Origin of the sequence: Mesorhizobium sp. WSM4311 (assembly GCF_002295115.1) — a bacterium.
In the GTDB taxonomy this organism is placed as follows: Bacteria; Pseudomonadota; Alphaproteobacteria; order Rhizobiales; family Rhizobiaceae; genus Mesorhizobium.
In genome coordinates, this window is the sequence record NZ_NSFV01000013.1 from 17,965 (window position 1) to 38,152 (window position 20,188).

Below are 20,188 nucleotides of genomic sequence, written 5' to 3' on the forward strand. Positions count from 1 at the left end.
GGGAGCACAGCATCCTCTGTGCGACGTAGGCACCCCAGCTATTCCGCCGACTGAAGCCGCTCCAATTAGCCGGGGACCGACAATCCTGAATTCCGCTCCGCCCAGAATGTAGCAAGTGCCAAAGAGCTTGGTTGCGCGAAGGGCGCCTTGGTCCCGCAGAATATCATCGTTTTTTGGTCATTGGCGCATAACACCTGCAGGCTGAGAGGAGGTGCCCTGGTATATATGCGGGACCATTCAAAATAGGACAGCCGACATTCAGAAGTGCGGGACAACTGCGACCCGCGGAAGGCGCGTGGTGGTTGCCTGGGCGGGCTCTTTTGAAGGCTACTCTTCAGCAATTGGCAGAGCAAACGACGCCTTGATCCGATCCATTACAACGATTGTCTTGAACCCCTTTACTTCAAGATGTTCGTAAAAAAAACGACGGGTAAACGCCTCGTACTCGGCCATGTCCTGAGCAGAGACCGTAATAATAAAATCCGCTTCACCCGTAACGTAGTAAGCGTTCATGATCTCAGGCGTCCGCCGAATTGCCTGCTTGAAACGATCGATGATATCGGCGCGATCGCGCTCGAGAGTGATGGATACCAGCAGGAGCAGGGGCCGACCGACGGCTTCCGGTGAAACTATGGCAACGTCCGCTTCGATGACGCCAGCGTCTCGAAGTCGCTTTAATCTCCGCTGACAAGCGGTAGCCGATAGTCCGGCAAGTTCGCCCAATTCCTCTGTCGTAAGGCGATTGTTGCGCTGCACGACGTTGAGAATCTTCCGGTCAATTCGATCCAGATCCATTCACAATCTCTGCTCATGATGATATCGGCCAATGCCAAGGCCGCCAGTCCGTACGTCCAAAATGTAGCAAGTGCCAAACGCCCTCTCGGCGCTAAAGTCGGTCCAAGTCGCAGAAAATCGGCGTTTCTTTCGCCATCTGCGCACAATACCGGCATAGTATAACTATCTGAGGGGTGCCGCTGAATCGATGGGCGTTGCTGGTGAGCAGTTGCGGGCCAGCGCAAGAACGGCAGATTCGATCGGGTGGGGGCGATCCCCGGTCGAAAAGATCCTACCGATCTCGTTGCTCAGGCGCAGAAAACATGAGTTGCAGCACGCTCGCATCAGTTCGAGGCAAGCGTGTTAGGGAGCGACATCACCAAGGGTGTCGGCGTTGCAGCATAAATCGGAGACCATGAGAGTCAGGCTATGAACCGGCCCCGGCTTTCGGATGCCTTACGGCCCTCGCGCGTCGGCCGCGAGTGAACTATGATCCGCATGGGTGTGGGGCTGGAGGAGAAGGTCGTCGGCTCAGTCAGGCTAACGTCGCTCCAAGCACTGGTAAGAAGCCCTATCCGCGGTCTGAGAATTACCCAAATTGATCTCTCGTGAGGCAGTTGTTGCAGCTGCATTCCGTCGAGACGCTTCAGTGATCCGCGAGAATGGCTCGCGATCTCTGCGTGAATCGCGGTTTGGCGCAGGAATGCGGCGTGGGAGACCGAATGTTAGACCAAAGTCGGCACGAGCACCGTGTAAAATGGGCAGGTCAGCGCAGACCAGTCTGGCGGCATTCTTACCCTTGCCGGAACGATCGCCTGAACAAGGTAGCTCAACCGCCGTCCGCACTCCCAGGAGAGAAAGCCATATGCTTCCCTTGGACATCCTCCGAAAGGAGTTTCCAGCCACAGCAAACGCCATCTACATGGATGTCGCGAACCAGGGCCTCATATCAAGCACAACATTGGCTTCAATCGAGCCTCATTTGAACAATCGGCTGCATGGCCTAAACGACGAAGAAAGAATGCTCGAACACGTCGAGCGTACTCGCGCTAGGTTCGCACAATTTATCAATTCAGATCACGATGAAATTGCAATTACCAAGAATGCATCGGAAGGCATCAACATCATCGCTAATGCGATCGATTGGAGAGATGGAGACAACGTCGTTCTATGCCCAAAATTGGAACACGCAAATAATATCTTGCCATGGATTCAGATCAGAGACCGCTACAATGTCGAGTTGCGAGTCGTAGAGCCGGATAACGGCTCAATTCCCCCTGATGCATTCGTAAAGGCGATTGATTCTCATACCCGCGTTGTTGCCTTGGCGACGGTGACGATGGTTCCGGGGTTTCGGACCGTCATGGAGCAGATATCCGAAGCCTGTAGGCACTACGGTGCATTTCTTTTGGCGGACGCGACGCAATCTGTTGGGATACTCCACACCGACGTCAATCGACTTGGCGTAGACGGTGTAGCAGTGTCCACTGTGAAGGGTTTGATGGGTCTTTATGGATCGGGTTTTTTATATTGCCGTAAAGAATGGGCCGATCGGCTGAGCCCGGCCTATCTTGCGCGCTTCAGCGTAGATTTCGGAAACGCGCCAGAATCAGCTCCGGTACCTAGTTTTGTAAAGTTGCGCTCTGGCGCGCCCCGCTTTGATATCGGGCATTACAACTTCCCTGGCATGTTGGCTGCATATGCATCAATGGGCCAGCTACTTGATATCGGAACCGAGGCGATCGACCAGAGCGTTACCTCACTCGCAAAACGTATGGCCACTGGTCTCTTAGATATCGGGCTTCCGGTCTGCGGCGGGCCACCAGGCGCTCACACTGGAAGTATCGTAGCCGTTGGCGATTCCAGCGATCTTGTTGAAGGGCGCCCAGTCGACGCCCGCATTCGGTCGCTTCACGAGCATTTCACGAAGAACGGGGTAATCGTCTCAATACGCAGAGGCATGCTCCGGTTTTCCCTGCATCTTTACAACACCGCCGATGAAGTCGATCGCGTAATCAATCTGGCCAAGAGCTGGTCGAAGTAAGAGCGACACGGCTAGTTCATGCACACAGGAGAGTACATGTCGACCCAGAGCGCCGAGACTATCGGACTTCTCCAAGATCTTATAAAGATCGAGAGCATCAATCCATCGCTGTCGCCAAAAGGTAGTGGAGAGCAAGGTGTAGCCAAGTTCCTCGAGGGTTTTTGCAAGGAGCGGAAGCTGGCTTACGGGATACAGGAGGTGGCCGATGGTCGCTCGAATTTCCTGACCTGGGTACCTGGGAAAGAACCCGATAGGCGTATTCTATTCATTGCTCATATGGATACCGTTCCTATCGATAGGTGGGAATCAGATCCATTCTCGGGTGAGCAACGGGACGGGCGAATATATGGGCGAGGTAGCTGCGACACAAAAGGCTCACTTGCAGCTATGTTGATTGCGCTTAGCTCACTTGGTGAACGGCAGCCCCGGGCCACGGTTGTTGTGGCAGCCAGCATTGACGAAGAGTACCGCAAACTTGGCGCCCGCGCTATAGCCGATTCCGGTGTCGCTTATGAGGGTGCGGTAGTCGGTGAACCCACCGAATTAGAGCTCGTTGTAGCTCACATGGGTTCTGTCCGCTGGCAAATCGAGGTTCAGGGTGTACCGGCTCATACGTCGAAGCCTCATCTCGGAGTGAACGCGATCACGGGCATGGCCAAGGTGGTATTGGCACTTGATGAGCACCATCGATCCCTTGTGTCTCGGGCGCAGCACCCATTGGTAGGGTCATCACAGCTGACCGTGAGCCTCATCGAAGGAGGTTTGGAACTTACCACTGTACCGCCGGTATGCCGTATCTGGGTCGATCGGCGTCTCATACCCGGGGAGCGGCCGCAGGACGCGTTGGCGGAGGTAGAAAGCATACTGGAAGGCCTTCGCCAGGGCGAAGACAAGATCAATGTTCGGTCATTGCTTCCCGCATTGGAAGACCCGCCTCCAATCAGTTCCGGGTCGAGCAAAATTGCAGCAGTCGCAGGAGCGGCTTGTGCCCACGTCGCGGGGACCGGAGAGCAGAAGGGAGCCACCGGCGGCTCGGATGCAAATCAGCTGTCATTGGCTGGGATCCCGTGTGTGATTATCGGACCCGGGCGTACTGCCCAAGCCCATACGAACAACGAGTTCGTTGAAATCGATCAACTGACCAAGGCTGCTGATTTGTACCAGAGAATCATGCTCACATATTAGGAGTGGCCGGCCTGATGGGGGTGCTCAAACCCCGTCCATTGGGCCGCGGACGCCCCGGATGCTGCATGAGCGTGGCGGCCGCAACGTCCCGATCTTCGCTGGTCTCGTCGGCGCTTCCCACGTAGATCTTGCCGCCCGTGCTTGAAATTCTGTTGCGACAGGCAGAGTGCGTCTTCACCATAGGGAGGGCATGATCTTCCACCGGAGACGCAGAGCCACCGAAAATTTGGCGCTCATATGCGGATAACGTACGGCAAGTGCCTAGGAAATGCAGATTTTCCGCGACAAGAAGAAATCCTCGGGGAAAACAGCCTCTTGTGACGTGATACGAAGAGAAAGTATGCGGACAGGACGAATGCCTGATCCGTTCGAGGAATGCCTGTTTTGAAGGACTCGACGAGATGAAATATGAGAAGCCATTTCCGCCCGAGGAGTTTCGGCGTCGTGTTCATGACGTGAAGCAGCGGATGGAGCGAGCGGGGCTGGACTTGCTGATCTGCCAGGATCCCGCGAATATGTATTGGCTTACCGGCTTTGACGGCTATTCGTTCTACGTGCCTCAGGTGGTCTTAGTGCATCTCCAGTCGGACATGCCCCTCTGGTTCGGACGTTTCGTCGATGTAAATTCCGCTTATATAACGACGGATCTGCCTAGAGAAAATATAAGCTCATTTTCCGATCATAGACTTCAACATCCAGAATTACATCCATTTGACGATCTTTGCGAGCTTATCAATTCGCGCGGCTGGGGATCTGATCGAATCGGTGTCGAGCTTAACGCCCACTTCTATACTGCCCGAGCACATCAACATCTCGTCAAAGGCCTTCCGAATGCAAAATTCTCTGATAGCCGCGAATTAGTCAATTGGGCACGGCTTATAAAATCTGACCTTGAACTAGTCTACATGAGAGAAGCGGGCCACCTTGCAACGCATACGATGCAGACGGCAATCGCTAACCTAAGGCCTGGAGTGCCGCAACATGAGGTCGTCGCGGAGGTGTACCGGGCCCAGACACGAGGGGTGGACGGTAAATATGGCGACTCTAGCGGTCCTCCTCTTATCCAGACTAGCGAACAAACGAACGCTCCGCACCTCAGTTGGACCGAGGAGCCCTTGCCGACCTCTGGCCTGGTTCTCATGGAGTTCGGCGCCACCCGACGCCGCTACTGTGCGCCGCTGTGCCGCACCGTCCACATCGGAAAGCCACCCGCAGAGGTCTCGCGTCTTGCTGAGGTTATAGTGGAAGGCGGGGATGCTGTGCTCGAGATGGCAAAGCCTGGTACCGTCGTTGAGGAGCTTAATGCGGTGTGGCAAGATATCCTCAAGCGGAACGGGTATATCAAGATAGGCCGCTCCGGCTATTCAATCGGACTCAACTTCCCGCCGGAATGGGGCGAACGCACGGTTAGTATTCGCGCGGGCGACAAGACCATCCTACAACCAGGAATGTGCTTCCATTTTCAGTCGGGGGTTAGGCTCGAAGGGTTCGGCGCCGCCATCTCTGAATCATTTATTGTAACCGAAAGGGGCGGTGAGCGATTGGCAGATGTTGATCGCCGCTTGATCGTCGTGGACTAGGTGATTTGGATGTGACCCAAATCGTTTTGCGATCTCACTGGGTCCGTTCGAAGCCGGTTGAAATTTGTTTCTGCGGCGAGCGGATGAACGGATCTAGCTTAAGGACGGCGCTGTCTGAGAGGTGCGGCATGCCCAACCTCTGGGACAGGAGAATCTCGCCTAGCACATGAGTTCTCTGCATCAGCGGAGATTAAGATCCGTAGGCCGAAATGAGCCACCTGTGACGCGAGCGCGGCGTGAACGTTGCCCCATTCTACAAATGCGCGGATGACGCAAGAGGACTTAGCTTTTGAGGAGCATTGAGGACGAGTTTACGCGCGCCTGAAGCGGGCTCTTGCCAACCCTGCGCGCCGGTGGGAACGCGAGTATGGTCCGCCCCGTCCGTGCAACACGTCGCGACATCAGCACACGTTGTTCCCGATAGATGGCTCGGCAGCGAAGCTCGCCTTTTGCCCGGGGCTCGCTTCATCCTTTTCTGCTGTTTCGTGCGACTTCACCACTTCACCAAGTGAATGTCTGGGTTATCGCGGGGACCTCAATTTCGGGACCCCAAGACCTCCTTCCGAATGAAGTCGTCCGCGATGCCATCGTGTCTGAAGCGGTCGCGGTCACCCTGCACAGTGCCGGACGAAAGTAGCCTTGCGGCGAGTTCCGTCTAAGATTCGAGGCGGTTGCGCCTGCGTCAGTGCGCCTGATCGGTGTCGGTCGAGAACTTAATGCCACGAGGCCAGATCGGGAACTCGGGATCGGGAGATCGGCGCTGGAACCAACTACTTTCCGCGCCGCCGGCGACCAGCGCGACCTTCGCTCGCGGTCGCTAAGCCTCCTGGCAAGTGAAGTTGTGAGCCGTGTCCAATTCTACGCGAATTGGCTGCTGTTTGCAGGAATGCAGCTAAAGGGGCATCAACTGCGCTGCCGATCGGCGCTGTGGCAGCAATAACCTAAAGGCATCAGCATACCATTGGAGTCTTAGATGAGGGGTACGTCAATCACGGCATTACGCAGGCTCAAACGGCCAGACCTTTTGCGTGGTGATGCGTATCTGAACGGCGCCTGGCTCTCCAAATCAGATACTCTTGCCGTGTTTGATCCTGCCAGCGGTGACGAGATCGCTCAAGTTGCGGCTTGCGCAGACGCCGACGTTGACGACGCGGTCCATTGCGCAAGAGCAGCGTTCCTCAAGTGGCGCGACATGCTTCCGTTACAGCGTGGTGCATATCTGCGGAAATGGGCGGCAGGCATGCGGGAGAGCGCCGAAGACCTGGCTGTCATCATAACGGCCGAGCAAGGAAAACCGATTGCTGAAGCCCGCGGCGAAGTTTCATACGCTGCCGGCTTTTTAGATTGGTTTGCAGGGGAAGGGGAGCGGGCTTACGGCGAAACGATTCCCAGCCATCTCCCCGCAAGCAGGCTGGCCGTGCATTTGCAGCCGATCGGGGTGACTGTCGCCATTACGCCATGGAACTTCCCAGCGGCAATGATCACCAGAAAGGCTGGAGCTGCACTGGCCGCTGGCTGCACAATGATTGTAAAGCCGGCACCCGAAACGCCACTGTCGGCCCTCGCGCTTGCCCGCCTTGCCGGGGATGCTGGCATTCCGCCCGGCGTGTTTCAGGTGATCACGGGCGAAGCTCCGCCACTTGCCAAACGGCTGTTGTTGCATACCCACGTGCGTGCGTTCTCTTTTACGGGCTCCACCGAGGTCGGCAGAATCCTTCTCGAGCAATCCGCGAAGACAGTGAAGAAAGTCTCGCTCGAACTTGGCGGCAATGCTCCTTTCATCCTTTTCGGCGATGCGCCGATCAACGCTGCGGTCGCCGGTTGCATGGCAGCCAAGTTCGCGACATCCGGTCAGGACTGTCTCGCGGCAAACCGGATTTATGTGCAGCGAGAGATTTACGAGCATTTTACGGAAAAATTTGCCGAGGCCACCAGTAAACTAAAGGTCGGGCACGGATTGGAGCCAGGTGTCGACATCGGTCCGATGACAAAGACGTCTGGTGCTGACAAATGCAGGCACCAGGTTTCTGAGGCTCTAGCAGCCGGGGCTCGAATGGTAGCAGGCGCACAGCACAATTCGCTTGGCGGGAACTTCGTCACGCCGGCCGTGCTTGCTAATGTGACCGATGACATGGTGATTGCGAAGGACGAAACGTTTGGACCTGTCGCTGCAATCCTGCCCTTCGACGACGAACGGGAGGTGGTCGCGCGAGCCAACAATTCCGAGATGGGACTTGCGGCCTACGTCTATACCCAAGATCTCAACCGAGCCATGCGGCTCTCCGACCGGCTCGAATATGGCATGGTTGCCGTGAATACTCCAAAATTTACGGGGCCGGGCATTCCGTTCGGCGGCTGGAAACAATCCGGCCTTGGTCGCGAGGGCTCAAGGCACGGTCTTATCGAATATCTCGAACCCAAATACCTCTGCATCGGCAACATCGCGGCCTGAAAGGAAGCATTCAATGACCATCAACATCAAAGAGATCACCGAAAAGGACCGCAACTCGGTCTTGCATCCTTTCACTCAGCTTAAAGATTTCGCCACTGGCAAGCTCGGCGACCCAACGATCGTGGTGACAGGGAAGGGGATCCGCATCCAGGACGCGCATGGCAACCAATTTATCGATGGCTTTGCCGGCCTATACTGCGTCAATGTCGGGTATGGCCGCACGGAAGTCGCCGATGCGATCTCGCGTCAGGCCTATCGCTTGGCGTATTACCACTCCTATGCGGCGCACACGACCGACGAGCTTGCGATCCTCTCCGATCGCCTTGTGAAGATGGCGCCGGGCAAGATGAGCAAGGTGTTCTATGGCATGTCCGGCTCGGATGCGAACGAGACCCAGGCCAAGCTTGTTTGGTACTACAACAACCTGCGTGGCAAGCCGACCAAAAAGAAGATCATCTCCCGTGAACGCGGCTATCACGGCTGCAGCGTCGTGTCGGGCTCGATGACGGGCATGAGCTTTTATCACGACCACATGGACCTGCCACTTCCGCAGATTGTTCACACGGGTGTTCCACATCATTACTGGGGCGCAACCCCGGGCGAAACCGAGCGCGAATTCTCCGCTCGCCGCGCCGCCGAGCTTGATCAGTTGATCGAGCGGCTCGGCCCGGACAACGTCGGCGCCTTCATTGGCGAGCCCGTCCTCGGCACAGGTGGTATCACGCCTCCGCCGGAAGGCTATTGGGAAGCGGTACAGACGGTCCTCAAAAAACATGATGTGCTGCTGATTGCCGATGAAGTGATCACAGGGTTCGGCCGCACCGGTTCCATGTTCGGCTCACAGCACTATGGCATCGAGCCAGACCTCATCACGATCGCTAAAGGTTTGACGTCGGCCTACTTCCCGCTTTCAGCGGCAATCGTCGGTGAGAAGGTGTATAAAGTCCTGGAGGATGGAGCCGACAAGGTCGGGGCATTCTCGCACGGCTACACCTACTCTGGTCATCCGATCGGCGCCGCCGCGGCCAACGCGGTCCTCGATATTGTCGAGAAAGAAGACCTCCCCGGCAATGCGCGTGACGTCGGCGCGTTTTTCCAGGCGCAGTTGCAGGAGAGGTTCGCGCAGTTGCCGATCGTCGGCGAAGTGCGGGGCGTCGGTCTTATGGGCGCAATCGAGTTCGTTGCCGATCGCGACAATCGGAAGCGTTTCGATCCGGCGCTCAAGGTAGGTGCGCGAATCTCGAAGGCCGCCCGTGACCGTGGTCTTATCGCTCGGGCCATGCCGCACGGGGACATTTTGGGCTTTGCTCCGCCGCTGGTTACAACCAAAGCTGAGGCGGAGGAGATTGTTGCAATCGCAGAAAGCGCCGTGCGCTCGGTTATGGATGAGCTTGTTCGCGAGAGTGAGAAAATCTGAATGAGTTGGGCCATCTTGTCGTAATCAAGGCGCAAACTCAAGCGACGGCCTGATCGGCTTGCGGGGCTGCCAGCTGAGCTGGTGCCGCGTTCCGCTCATTGAGTTTTCGGCGGAATTCAATGCAGACACTGCTCAGGAGGAACTGGTGGCCAATTCGACCGCACTCAATCCCTGGGAATGGCCTGAAAGCCATTGGCGGCGGCGCATCAACAAAGTCAGAGCGGGCAAGGCACTAAGACCAATGTGGCCCGGCGGTAAACGCTGTGCCTTCGCCATCTCGTTCGACGTCGATCATGAGTCGAACGAATTGCGCAGGGGAGGGCGATCGCTAAGCAGATTATCCTGGGGTCAGTACGGGAGCCGACGAGGGATGCCTCGGGCTTTGGAACTCTTGAGAAAGTACGACGTTCCGGCGAGTTTTTTCGTTCCCGCTGTGATCGCTCAGTTGTATCCAGACGAGCAACGCGCAGTTGTCGATGAAGGCCATGAAATTGGCATGCACGGCTGGATACACGAGCTAAACTCGGAACTGAGCGCAGAGAGCGAGCGCTCTTTAATGATGAGGAGTGCCGACACTCTTGAAAAAATCACTTCCAAACGCCCGACGGGAATTCGAACGCCTTCCTGGGATTTTTCCGACGCAACTCTACGGATCATACGTGAAACCGGATTGACATACGACTCATCCCTTATGGCCGATGATAGTTGCTATGAGCTGCTGGAAGACGAGGAACCCACGGGAGTGATTGAAATACCGGTCGAATGGATTCGAGACGATGCCACTTATCTTTGGATGAGTCCCGATGGGTCTTCACGGCCAGATTTATCAGTCGACGACGTGCTTTCTGTATTTATTCGGGAGTTCGAAGGGGCCTATCAAGATGCCGATTTATTTCAGCTGACTCTGCATCCACACGTCATTGGATATCGCTCACGGATCTGGATCGTAGAAGAATTAATTCGACGCGCCAAAGCAAAGGGTGACGTTTGGTTCGCCACACATCATCAGGTCGCCGAGCGTGCGTCCTCATGTCTCTGAAAACTCTCAGACAGGAACGCCGGTAGAGTGCGGTGTTCTTGGGGCGGCGCAAGCCGTCCTGCGCCTCGACCGTTGCGGCGGTCACCAATGGATTTGGAATGACGCGGATCATCCGCTGTCCGGTATTCGCTTTCAGAGCGGGTACAGTGGGAGTTCTTATCTTGGAGGAGGACTACAATCTTGATTGACACGACCTTTGCCGGAAAAACGGTGCTGATTACCGGCGGGTGGCGCGCTTGGCCCGGCCAGTGCCAAACTGCTGGCGGCGGGTGGAGCGGATTTGGTGTTGGCTGACCTGTCGCAAGAGGCTCTGGACCAAACTCTGGCCGCCTGTCCTGGTGCCCGTTGAGTTGTCTGCGACGTGACCGATCCGGCGATGCTGGAAGGGCTGGTCGACCTCGCCCGCGAGAGCTTTGGCCGGCCGGTTGAGGGCTTGGTCGCGGCCGCTGGCATTACGGTGCGATGAAGCGGCTGATAGACGTGAAGGGTACGAAGCCATGTTCAGCTTCAACGTCGGGGCCATTTGGCGAATCTGCAAGCTGCATCCCGCAGATGCGCGAGCTTGGCCGCGGATCGGTGGTGCTCTTCAGCTCGACTGCTGGTCTGCAGGCCTCGAAGGACGTGCCGATCTATTCGGTGACCAAGGCGGCGGTTGTGATGATGACTCGCACGCTGGCGCTGAACCACGCGGCAGAAATATCCGCGCAAACTGTGTCTGCCCCGGAACCATCGCCAGCCGTTGGCCGAGGCCGGCGTCGCCTTCGCCCGGGGAGAAGCGGCACAGGTCGAGCGCCGGACGAAGATCATCGCTGCGCATCCGATGGGCCGAATGGGGTTGCCGTCCGAGGTGGCGACAGCTGTCGGCTATCTGCTGGACGATGCGGCGGGCTTCACCATCGGCGCCGCGCTTACGGTCGACGGAGGCAGCCTTGCCTAAGCTCCGGTCAGAAACACTGTCGTCGTCACCGGCGCGGCGCGCGGGATCGGTGCCGCAACAGCGGCGTGGCTTGGCTCGGAAGAGGCGTGGGTGTTGCTAGTGGATGTTCTGGATAAAGTGCACGACACAGCTGCGGGCCTTGGCCAGACGGCGCTCGTCTGCGATCTGGCCATGCCCGACGCCGCAGGGCGGGTTCTGGCCGCCTTGGATGCCGCAAGGATCGAGACGCTCGACGTCCTCGTGAACAATGCCGGCATTGGCGGTTCGAAGTCGCTCGCCGATACTGACGATGCCTTTTGTTCCCGCTGATCGATATCAACTTGCGTGCAGTCATCAGCCTGACCCGCGAGTTGCGGCCGCGGATGCGCCAGCCGGGCGGGCGGATCATTAATGTCAGCTCGATCCTCGGGCTTACGGGCTATCCCGGAACGGTAGGCTATTCGGTGGCCAAGGCCGGGATCGCGTATCTCACGCTCCAGCAGGCCGGCGAGCAGGGCCTGTAGGGTATAACCGTGAATGCGGTGGCGCCCGGCGTGGTCCCCACCGACATGACTCGAGCGCTGCACGTACGCAGCTACCAACGCCTGATGGTCGCGCCAATCCGCTCGAGCGCGTCTCCTCGCCGGAGGAGCAGGCGGCGGTGATCGCCTTCCTGCTTCGGACGACGCGTTCTACGTCTCGGGCGCAGTGATCCCCGTCGACGGCGGCTCCCGCCTGTCACAGTAGAGAAGAATAGCGCAATTTAAGCCTATACACAGGATGGCCCTGCAATTCCCGGATGCAGACCGACTCTGCCGGTAACCGGTTCCGGTGGTCGATCCTGTTAGCGGCGCCATTACCCGGCGCACATTTGATCGCGGTGGTGGGCAAGTTGAATTTACCCTTCGCGCGCTTCCCAGCGATCAATATGGCAGTGTCGTACTGCTCGGTCATTGTCGCAACGGTCGCGTTCAGCGTCGGCGCGAACCACAGCGCCTTGGCCACACCAGGTTGTAGCAGACGGATCGCCTCAGTGACCCGCCGAAGAAGCTGAGGCCGTCAATCCAGTCGGGCAGCTTTTGAGTCAGAGTTGGCAAAGGCTGCTCGAACTGAACGACTGTTGAGGAAAGCCTTTGCAGGCGCGGCGGGCGCGAGCACCGCGGGGAGCCGCAAAAAGGCACGCGGAGAGCTCTGCTGAGGCTGCAGTCAACTCAGCGTCCTTGGGAGCATATTGAAGTAGTATTTGCCCATCTCTCCCTGTTATGGCGATTTGAGAAGCAAAAAGCCCGTTCAGCGTTTAGCTTGGAGAATGTGCCCACTGCACTGCTCGCCCGCGAATCACCGATATTATGCAGATTTAGGAGCTCGACGCCGATCTCCTGCATTTGTTGGCGAGGATTGCTGGAAGAGTACCCATTCAATGCACTAAAATCCTGGAGTGGTCTGATCCTCATATTGTAAGTGTAGGCTGGCCTGATGCGGCTGGTTCCAAGTCTTCACAAAGGTTCCAACTACGCCTCCTCCCAAGGCGCATCGGCCCGGCAGCGAGTTCAATCTCCTGCCGGGCGTTGTAACTATTTGCGCACATTGGCCGATTCGGACCTTCAACGGGTTGGGCGGCTGCTGGCTGTCGGAGCAATGTAAAACTGGCTCATAGGCAAGAGTTAGATTGATGAGCAGTCTTGCGGACCAAGTCGCCGATCCAAATTCGCCAGGAGCATTTGCGCCCCTCAGAAATCCGAGCTTTCGTTCAATCTGGTTCGCCACGCAGGTCAGCTCGCTCGGCTGGTTGATGCAGACTGTTGCCATCAGCTGGCTGATGGCTACGATTTCGACTTCCGATCTGATGGTCGCGCTGGTTCAGGCTTCTTCAAACCTGCCAGCGTTCATCTTATCCGTCTTCGCCGGGGCCTTGGCTGATAATTTCAGCCGGCGCCGGGTCATGTTCGCCGGCCGGTGCCTTATGGTATTGGCATCTGCGATGCTGACGGCTTTTGTGGTGCTGGGCTTTGTCGATCCGTGGATGATCCTCGGCTTCAGCTTCTTGATCGCATGCGGCGGCGCTCTCCACGATCCAGCCTGGCAGGCCTCGGTTGGCGATATGGTGAACCGACGCGACGTTCCCGCCGCCGTCACGCTCCTCTCCGTTGGCTTCAACACTGTTCGGACCGTAGGCCCGGCGCTCGGTGGCATAGTAGTTGCCTCTTTTGGGCTGATGACGGCTTTCGCCGTAACCAGTCTTACCTATCTGGTCCCTTTGGTAACCATATGGCGCTGCAAGTGGATGGTTCGCTCATCACCTCTCCCACGTGAGTCGATGAGGACGGCGATCTATGACGGGCTACGCTTCACGGCGATGTCGTCGGAGATTAAGACGGCGATCACTCGCGGAACCCTCTTTGGTCTGGCGAGCATCGCCATTCTCGCGCTGCTGCCGCTGGTTGTCCGCGACCAGCTGGGAGGCGGACCGCTCGCCTATGGCACGCTCATGGCCGGATTCGGGACAGGCGCCGTCTTCGCCGGCATCTCGAACAGCGTGTTCAGACGGAGCTTGTCACAAGAGCGGCTGATGACGCTCGCATGCGTCGCCTGCGCGGCATGCTCCCTTTCGCTTGCGCTGACTTCTTCGATTGCAGTGGCGGCAATTGCACTCGCCATGGGTGGCGCGGGCTGGGTCACCGCCTGGTCCGGGGTCGGCGTGACCGTGCAACTGGCAAGCCCGCGCTGGGTCGTGGGGCGCACCATCTCGATTTACTATGCATTGATCGATGGCGGCATCGCAGCGGGCAGTTGGGTGTGGGGCACGGTGGCCCAGAACCATTCACTGACCTTGGCACTGGAGGGCTCCGCTGGAGCCCTTCTGCTGGTCGCCGCCACGGGCCTCCTGTTTCCCCTTCGCGAGCGCCGCGAATCCGATCCAGATGCTTTGGAGGACTTCGACGCACCGGCAGTCGCCCTCAATCTCAAGCCAAGAAGCGGTCCCATCGTGGTCAAAGTCGAGTACCTAGTGCCCGAGGAAAATCGCGAAGCATTCCTGGAACTCATGCGGGCGCGCCGGCATGTGCACAGTCGCGTCGGCGCTCGTCATTGGACTCTCCAGCGCAACCTTCAGGAGCCTATGCAATGGATAGAGACATTCCGCACGCCGACCTGGACCGACTACCTTCGCCTGAACCATCGTCTCACGGAAGCAGACAAGGAATTGGGTAAACAAGTGCTGAAATTGCATGCAGGACAGCTTCCGCCTAAAATCATGCTTTTTATCGAGCGACCAACAAGCTCGGCCCTAAAGTCCGATGAATCAGCACGTTATTTTCTCCGACACTGACTCTTCGAGGTTAACCCCTTGTATCTGCACGCAGAGGACTTTGTGCGATGGAAGCGACTGAGCCTCGAACCGGATGGCCATCCGGTTCGAAGCAAGGCGAAGTCGCCCGACACCCCTCCGGCCACAACCGTGGGTGAGCCTGGGATCTTCGCCTTCGTCACGTACGACCGAATAGTCGCTTGGCTCCAATCGCACGCACAAGGCAGGTTACCGTGAACAAGACTATCTGTGGAGTGGATGTTTCGAAAGACTGGCTCGATACCCATGTCGTGCCGAGCGGAGCGGCGGGCCGCTTTCGCAACGATGCGGCAGGCATAGCCGAGCTTGCTGCCTGGTGTTAGGTCAATGGTGTCGAGCTCGTCGTCATGGAGGCCAGTGGCGGCTACGAACGGCTTCCCTTCCTGCTGTCGTGGGAGTTGGGAGTAGCCTGCGGCATGGCCAATGCGAGGAGCGTACGCTGATTCGCCGAGGCGATGGGCTTCCTGGAGAAGACCGACAGGATCGACGCCGCCGTCATCGCCCGCTATAGCGAGGTCAAACGGCTGCAGCCGACGCTGCCGCCGAGCGCGGCCCAGCAGCGGCTCAAGGCGCTGGTCGCCCGGCTTTCCCAGGTAACCGCCGATCTCACCGTCCAGAAGCAGCGCAAGAGCGCTGCCACTGATGCCGATACCATTGCCTGCGTATTCCGATGAAGCCGGCCACCGATTCCGATTTGAAGCCGGCCAGTCATTCCGATTTCATTCCGGCCAGCATTCCGATTTGAAGGCGGCCATTTTTCGGTCTGATCCTGGGTCTCGTTGATGTTTGGGTTGGGTTTTGTTTCAGGTCAAGCTGACGGATAAGCCCGAAAGCGGCACCATGCAAGAATACAATAGGTCCACCGGTTCCATTCTCGCAATACAAAGTCGCGACGGCCCCAATCAATATGCAATGTTCGGTGATCATTGTTTCCTCAGCAAAAGCGAGCCAGATCGGTCTGCATTATGCATATGGGAAGCGAGGCTTCTGGTATTTACTTCATAAGCGTAGCAGCGTCTACAGGCCTTTTGCGCCAATTGCCCCCTAGCCGAACGCAGGAATTCGGCGTAGGCGCCCCAGTTCTTCAACCGCGAATTTGCAGGAAATTCCTAAACAAGCGCGGTGACCGTCTAGTGCATCAAGTTACGCGCGGAGCATCCTCCCCAATGCCTGCATCTGCGGCCTTCTAATCCGATCAATGTGGTCGCAAGCGGGGTGCGACCCGAAGCGCGCAATCACCATCTCCGCCTTTGGCGCTATGTACAGGTTCTGGCCGTAAAGGCCCCGACCTTCAATAGCATCAAGCTCGTCGTGTGATACCCACCATTGGCTTCGGTATGTATAGCCGAATGGGAGGTCCGGCTTGGCGGGGTGGTCGAGATCTTGAAGGTCGTAGACAACACTCGCGGGAACCAGTTGCTTGCCATTACACGAGCCTTCACATCGCATCAGCTCGCCGAAACGCGCCAAGTCGCGCAACGTCACATTGAGTCCGCTATGCGCCCTCGGCATACCGTTTGTCGGGTCGATCTCGACATAGGCGTCTTCTTCGCAGCCCAGTGGCAACCATAAGCGCTCCTCCAACAGTTGTGCGAACGACCGGCCCGTTGCGCGCGACATAACCCAAGCCATAACATTGGTATCGACGCCTTTGTAGACAAATTTGCCGTGCGCCCCTTCCTTTCGTATGGTACGCAGGTATTCGCATCTATATGACTTGTCTACACTTGTGTAATCTTCAGTAAAAGCAACGTTAGTTTGCATGTCCATGACTTGGCGGAGCGTTGCATCTTCCCACCCTGTACCTCGTAATTCCGGCACAAACTGCGATATTGTCTTCCTGTCGTCGAGAATGCCCTCATGCACCAACGCCGCGGCTAGGGTGCCCGCATACGATTTGGTGATTGACTGACACGAATGTTGTACGTGCGGCGCGAGTGCGCCGAAGTATCGTTCGTATATGATCCGCCCCCGATGCAGGACCAAAATGCCGTCGGTGTAGGTGTCGAATAGCGCCTCCTCGAACCGGTTGGTGCGGTCGTCCATGTCGACGAACGTGAGCCCATCGATTTCGGTAGACCTGTTGCTGCACTCAAGCTGCGACGGTCCGCCCCGCCCTCGCCACACTTGGACTGTGGGCCGCAGCTCACGCATATGCGATAGCGACCAGCGAAGCTGAGGAAAGGTCCAAACAGTTTCATTCTCGAATGTTACACGCTTGTCTGGCGGCGGCGGCGCACCGCGCATCCAGCCAAATTCGCGAGGATCCGATGCACGGCCGTCCAGGTATTGCTGTCCGTCGAATTCGAGTACGCTCTCCGACGCGTTACCGACGGTTTGCCGTTGTTTGAATTCTGTCATACATGGGATCCAATTTCATGCCTAGGCGCCCCCGGCGCCAGCTGGCTATCGAGAGTTGCGACCCAACCTCGGGAGTTCGGACTGGACTAAATCACAACATGTTATGATCATAGCAGCGGCAGGCGCGCATTCTATGCGAAATGTCCTCGACAACGCAGCAAATCAGCGTTGTATTGCGGCCGGCGCATACTTGCGGCCCCGCTCTCGCGTGGCAAGTAGGACCTAACTTGCCGAACGCTTCCAGCTACAAGAGGCATGAGCCATCATGCGCAGTATGCCGAGTACATCTCGATTAAACCGGGTCCGAACGGGTTGACAATTGTAACGCGTCTCCGCTGTCCGAGCTACGATGAGTCAAAAATTCTCTGGTCTATCAACGATGTTGACCCAGAGGGATACGTGCGAACTCGCAAGGCAAGAAATCGCGAAATGGCATGGGCGACTCTGCATGTTGGCGACGCGATAGTGGATAACGCCGTCGCCTTCGTAGGTGGGCTCGGCTTGAGTCGTCGCATGCGACGTCTCGAAGCAACCGCCCTGGTCAATAGCGACGTCGACCAGCTCCGAGCCCTTCTTCATGCCGGACATCATTTCGCGGGTGACGAGCTTTGGCGCGGCAGCACCGGCGATCAGCACGGCCCCGACCACGATGTCGGCAGAGAAGCATTCTTCCTCGAGCGCCCCGACGGTTGAGTAGCGGGTGCGCACACGGCCGGCGAAGAGGTCGTCGAGATTAGGGAGGTCGAGATTAGGGAGGTCGAGATTAGGGAGAGAGAGGGGCTTGGACCGCAGTTCCCACGTGACCAGAGTCAGCCCTGCAAGGTGTAATTCAACGCGCCAGTCCAGTTTAGATCCTTCCAAACAAGACGTCTTGTGGCGATGCAATCTGCAGCCTTCGGAGTCCAGCGAGTTGGCGAGTTCGCCGACCTCTCTGAGGCCAGGGTATCCGTGCTTTGTGAAATCGCCAGAGCGATCCGGCGAAAGCCAAGGGTAGTTCGCAGGAAACCTGCATCATCGAACTCGATTTCGCTGAATGCCAACAATGCAGAGCGATAAGGTGTCGTTCGTTAAATGACGGACCGGGATGGGTCCAATCAGCAGGGAGCAATGGCGCACCGCTAAGACACTCCTCTCGGTGGCGACGAAGGTAGCTTTCAAGAAAATAAGAACGAGAAAAAAGGGAACTATAGATGAACAATCATGTAACGACGGTCGTAGTTGCAGTCTCCATGGCGGTTGCGTCGATGTCTTTGTCAGCCAAGGCTTGCGCCGGCGAAGTCCTTGATCGTGTGCTCGCGGCACAGACATTGACGGTAGCGGTCGGGTCCGACTGGGGAGCCTTGTCTCACTTGAACGACCAACATGAACTCGACGGTGATGATGTAGAGGTCGCGAAGGGCATTGCGGACTACTTGGGCGTGAAGATCAAATTCGTGACCCCGGGCTGGGATATCATTCAGGCAGGCCAGTGGGGGGGGCGTTGGGACATGGCCATGGGTCAAATGACGCCGACCAACGATCGCGCCAAAAAATTCGCCTTCCCGGCCATGTACTTCTACGAAGGCGAAGTCGCTGTCGTTCACAAGGATAGCAAAGCGACGAAGCCTTCCGACCTGGAGGGCAAGATCGTCGGCGTCCGAGCGGGAACTCTTGGCGATTTGTATGCCAATCACAAGCTCACACCGGCATGGATCGGCGCTAAGCCAATACAATATCAATTTACAGCGGGCCAAGTGAAGGCTTATCCAAGTGCTAACTCTCTTACGCTTGACGACCTGCGCCTCGGCGATGGTGTTCGTCTCGATGGCGTCATTACTGAAGGAACGACGGCGGCTGCGGCAATCAAATCTGGCTATCCATTGAAGGTTATTGGCGATCCCTTATTCTACGCCCCGGGCGCTGTCACAATCGAGCGTGGCGATAAGGAGTTTATCGACAAGGTCGCTGCCGCGGTCAAGAAGATGAAGGATGACGGCACTCTTGCTAAACTCTCGGTCAAGTGGTTCGGGGGGGATTTCAGCGTCGATAAATAACATGACACAATCGTGGGCGTCCCCTTCCCGGGGGCGCCTCTTCTTAGGAAGAAAATGCTTATGCTTTACCACGATACAGTTGAATCTGAGGTGCTCGTCCACAAGCCATGGTTTATCGGCTGCATATTTGCAATTGTGCTCGCGGTTTTTCTTATCTTCAACGTAGCGGGCACCACGATGGGCGAACTCCTACGGCCCGTGATTGGCGATCACGCACAAGTGAAGTTTTACAGTCGCATTGCGATCGCTTTTGTAATTGCCGCAATGTTCTGCCTCAACCTCGTGCTGATTGGTTTTGTCCCGCTCAAAATCCAAATCGGGATCGTATGGTTTGAGTTGGTGCTACTGTTCCTTTCGCTCTTCGCGGCATTTGACTTAAGCATGCCATTTATTTGGGCAAACCTGCCATTTCTAATTACGCAGGGGGTAGTTACTACAGTTTACGTATCAGCGATGTCACTGCTATTTGCGTCGGCTATCGCAATAATCGGCGCGATTGCGAAACTGTCAAGCAACGGCATGGCTTACGCGATAGTCAGCTTCTACACTTCATGCTTCCGGGGTCTGCCGCTTCTCATGCAGGTTTATCTGATCTACATGGGCTTGCCCCAGGTAGGTTACGTTATTAATGCCGTGCCTGCAGGCGTGTTGGCGCTTTCGCTATGCAGTGGTGCCTACATGACGGAGATCTTCCGTTCGGGCATAGCCAGCATCGATCGCGGCCAGTGGGAGGCATCCCGGTCATTAGGTTTCGGCTTTGCGCTCACAATGCGCAGAATCATTCTGCCGCAAGCGCTTCCGGTTATCATTCCCCCGATGGGAAACACGTTCATCTCAATGCTCAAAGACAGCTCTCTCGTTTCGGTTCTTGGCGTTTGGGAGCTGACGTATCTAGCTCACTCACTCGGCCAGCCAACCTTCCATACTATGGAGATGCTAGTAACAGCGGCAATGATTTATTGGATTTTATCCGCCTGCCTGGAACTGGTCCAATCCCGGATCGAGGACCATTTTGCCAGAAGTAAGAAGCGATGATCGTGA

At 57.0% G+C, this 20,188-nt stretch carries 13 protein-coding genes and 4 pseudogenes; 13 read left to right on the plus strand and 4 right to left on the minus strand.

The window, feature by feature from the left end; translation table 11 throughout:
- Positions 1 to 327: 327 nt before the first annotated feature.
- Positions 328 to 795, minus strand: a complete 468-nt coding sequence (locus CK226_RS27060) for an Lrp/AsnC family transcriptional regulator (RefSeq protein WP_063169330.1) — start codon at positions 793 to 795, stop codon at positions 328 to 330.
- An 844-nt stretch (positions 796 to 1,639) separates the two neighbouring features.
- Here CK226_RS27060 and CK226_RS27065 point away from each other — a divergent pair.
- From CK226_RS27065 to CK226_RS36065, 9 genes and pseudogenes are all read left to right on the plus strand, one after another.
- A complete protein-coding gene (locus tag CK226_RS27065) occupies positions 1,640 to 2,818 on the plus strand; it encodes an aminotransferase class V-fold PLP-dependent enzyme (RefSeq protein WP_063169329.1) in 1,179 nt (392 codons plus the stop codon).
- Between the two features lie 36 nt (positions 2,819 to 2,854).
- A complete protein-coding gene (locus CK226_RS27070; RefSeq protein ID WP_063169328.1) occupies positions 2,855 to 4,003 on the plus strand; it encodes a M20 family metallopeptidase in 1,149 nt (382 codons plus the stop codon).
- A gap of 401 nt (positions 4,004 to 4,404) precedes the next feature.
- Positions 4,405 to 5,583, plus strand: a complete 1,179-nt coding sequence (locus tag CK226_RS27075) for a Xaa-Pro peptidase family protein (protein ID WP_063169327.1) — start codon at positions 4,405 to 4,407, stop codon at positions 5,581 to 5,583.
- Between the two features lie 973 nt (positions 5,584 to 6,556).
- Complete coding sequence (locus CK226_RS27080; protein ID WP_063169326.1) at positions 6,557 to 8,035, plus strand: NAD-dependent succinate-semialdehyde dehydrogenase; 1,479 nt, start codon at positions 6,557 to 6,559, stop codon at positions 8,033 to 8,035.
- 13 nt (positions 8,036 to 8,048) lie between these two features.
- Complete coding sequence (locus CK226_RS27085; protein ID WP_063169325.1) at positions 8,049 to 9,452, plus strand: aspartate aminotransferase family protein; 1,404 nt, start codon at positions 8,049 to 8,051, stop codon at positions 9,450 to 9,452.
- A 145-nt stretch (positions 9,453 to 9,597) separates the two neighbouring features.
- Complete coding sequence (locus CK226_RS27090; protein WP_224570030.1) at positions 9,598 to 10,491, plus strand: polysaccharide deacetylase; 894 nt, start codon at positions 9,598 to 9,600, stop codon at positions 10,489 to 10,491.
- Between the two features lie 739 nt (positions 10,492 to 11,230).
- Positions 11,231 to 11,428 (plus strand): SDR family oxidoreductase, encoded by a 198-nt coding sequence (locus CK226_RS36055; RefSeq protein WP_063169323.1) that lies wholly within the window; start codon positions 11,231 to 11,233, stop codon positions 11,426 to 11,428.
- 27 nt (positions 11,429 to 11,455) lie between these two features.
- Positions 11,456 to 11,737: pseudogene (locus tag CK226_RS36060) on the plus strand (SDR family NAD(P)-dependent oxidoreductase); the annotation flags it as partial.
- Positions 11,725 to 11,931 (plus strand): SDR family oxidoreductase, encoded by a 207-nt coding sequence (locus tag CK226_RS36065; RefSeq protein ID WP_199489648.1) that lies wholly within the window; start codon positions 11,725 to 11,727, stop codon positions 11,929 to 11,931. The pseudogene CK226_RS36060 and the gene CK226_RS36065, both read left to right, overlap by 13 nt.
- Before the next feature lie 400 nt (positions 11,932 to 12,331).
- Here CK226_RS36065 and CK226_RS35735 read toward each other — a convergent pair.
- Positions 12,332 to 12,498, minus strand: a pseudogene (locus CK226_RS35735) (IS21 family transposase); the annotation flags it as partial.
- Between the two features lie 581 nt (positions 12,499 to 13,079).
- On the opposite strand from CK226_RS35735, the gene CK226_RS27115 reads away from it, so the two are divergent.
- Both CK226_RS27115 and CK226_RS27120 read left to right on the plus strand, forming a co-directional pair.
- The gene (locus tag CK226_RS27115) at positions 13,080 to 14,735 is read left to right on the plus strand and encodes an MFS transporter (RefSeq protein WP_063169321.1); all 1,656 of its coding nucleotides are present in this window, start codon (positions 13,080 to 13,082) and stop codon (positions 14,733 to 14,735) included.
- 269 nt (positions 14,736 to 15,004) lie between these two features.
- Positions 15,005 to 15,391: pseudogene (locus CK226_RS27120) on the plus strand (transposase); the annotation flags it as partial.
- A 505-nt stretch (positions 15,392 to 15,896) separates the two neighbouring features.
- Here CK226_RS27120 and CK226_RS27125 read toward each other — a convergent pair.
- A complete protein-coding gene (locus tag CK226_RS27125; protein ID WP_063169320.1) occupies positions 15,897 to 17,114 on the minus strand; it encodes a serine hydrolase in 1,218 nt (405 codons plus the stop codon).
- Between the two features lie 354 nt (positions 17,115 to 17,468).
- Positions 17,469 to 17,846, minus strand: a pseudogene (locus tag CK226_RS27130) (alanine dehydrogenase); the annotation flags it as partial.
- Between the two features lie 458 nt (positions 17,847 to 18,304).
- On the opposite strand from CK226_RS27130, the gene CK226_RS27135 reads away from it, so the two are divergent.
- Positions 18,305 to 19,147, plus strand: coding sequence for a transporter substrate-binding domain-containing protein (locus tag CK226_RS27135; protein ID WP_063169318.1), 843 nt, complete (start codon positions 18,305 to 18,307; stop codon positions 19,145 to 19,147).
- A 60-nt stretch (positions 19,148 to 19,207) separates the two neighbouring features.
- The gene (locus CK226_RS27140) at positions 19,208 to 20,182 is read left to right on the plus strand and encodes an amino acid ABC transporter permease (RefSeq protein ID WP_063170377.1); all 975 of its coding nucleotides are present in this window, start codon (positions 19,208 to 19,210) and stop codon (positions 20,180 to 20,182) included.
- Positions 20,183 to 20,188: the final 6 nt, after the last annotated feature.